The organism is bacterium (assembly GCA_024742285.1).
Taxonomy (GTDB): Bacteria; Myxococcota_A; UBA9160; order UBA9160; family UBA4427; genus UBA4427.
In genome coordinates this window covers 1-1,119 of the sequence record JANSYR010000049.1, presented here as the reverse complement: position 1 = coordinate 1,119, position 1,119 = coordinate 1, and the positions used below count along the sequence as shown (strand labels likewise).

Genomic DNA, 1,119 nt, shown 5'->3' with positions numbered 1-1,119 from the left:
CAAGCGAGGATTCCGCCGCCACGGGCGGGATCTGAAGGGCCGGAGCGGGGTCCGCATCGCAACCGCGCGCCATGAGCCCCCTGGAGACGGCACACGATGCTGGTGGAGGGCTCCGCGGGCCCACGATTTCCGCCAGGTCCGGCAGGCGTGTCATGAAACTTTTACAGAAACGTCACATAGGTGAAGCGTCCGATCCATAGCGCTCGCGGCGAGGGAGTGGCCGGGGAGCCGCTCCGCTCGCATCAACTGACAGGAGCTTCCTATGTCCTTTGCGAAACTGACTGCCTCGACGCTCGCCATCGCGGCCGTCTCCGCGTCGGCCGCCGTCGCACAGTCGCGCGACAACGTTCAGATTTCCGGTTCGTCGACCGTTCTGCCCTACGCCTCCATCGTGGCCGAAGCCTTCGGCGAGAACACCGACTTCCCGACCCCCGTCGTCGAAGGCGGCGGCTCCTCCGCCGGTCTCGCGCGGTTCTGCGAAGGCGTCGGCGAGAACACCATCGACATCGCCAACGCGTCGCGCGCCATCCGCGAGTCCGAGATCGAGACCTGCGCCGCCAACGGCGTGACCGACATCATCGAAGTCCGCTTCGGCTATGACGGCATCGTCTTCGCGAGCCAGATCGACGGCCCCGAGTTCACCGCCTTCACCCAGGAGCAGTGGTTCAACGCGCTTGCGCCCGAGCTGCCCGTGGACGGCGCCATGGTCGCCAACCCGAACACGATGTGGTCCGACGTCGATGCGTCGCTGCCCGCGGTCGAGATCGCAACCTTCATCCCGGGCACCCGTCACGGCACCCGCGAAGTCTTCGAAGAGTTCGTGCTCCTCGTCGGCTGTGAAGAGTCCGGCGCGCTCCAGGCGATGCTCGACATGGGCATGTCCGAGGACGACGCCGAAGGCGCCTGCATCGCGGTCCGCACCGATGGCCGGTCGGTCGACATCGACGGCGACTACACCGAGACCCTCGCCCGTATCGCCGCCAACCCCGAAGGCATCGGCGTGTTCGGCCTGTCGTTCTACGAGAACAACACCGACACGCTGAAGGTCGCAACCATGGGCGGCGTCATGCCCTCCACCGAAACCGTCGCTTCCGGCGAGTACCCGGTGTCGCGTCCGCT

At 66.8% G+C, this 1,119-nt stretch carries 1 protein-coding gene; it reads left to right on the top strand.

Features of this window, described 5'->3' with window-relative positions; genetic code table 11:
• Window positions 1–262: 262 nt before the first annotated feature.
• On the top strand, window positions 263–1,119 hold an 857-nt coding region (locus NXI30_29065; GenBank protein ID MCR9098291.1), incomplete at its 3' end, for a substrate-binding domain-containing protein.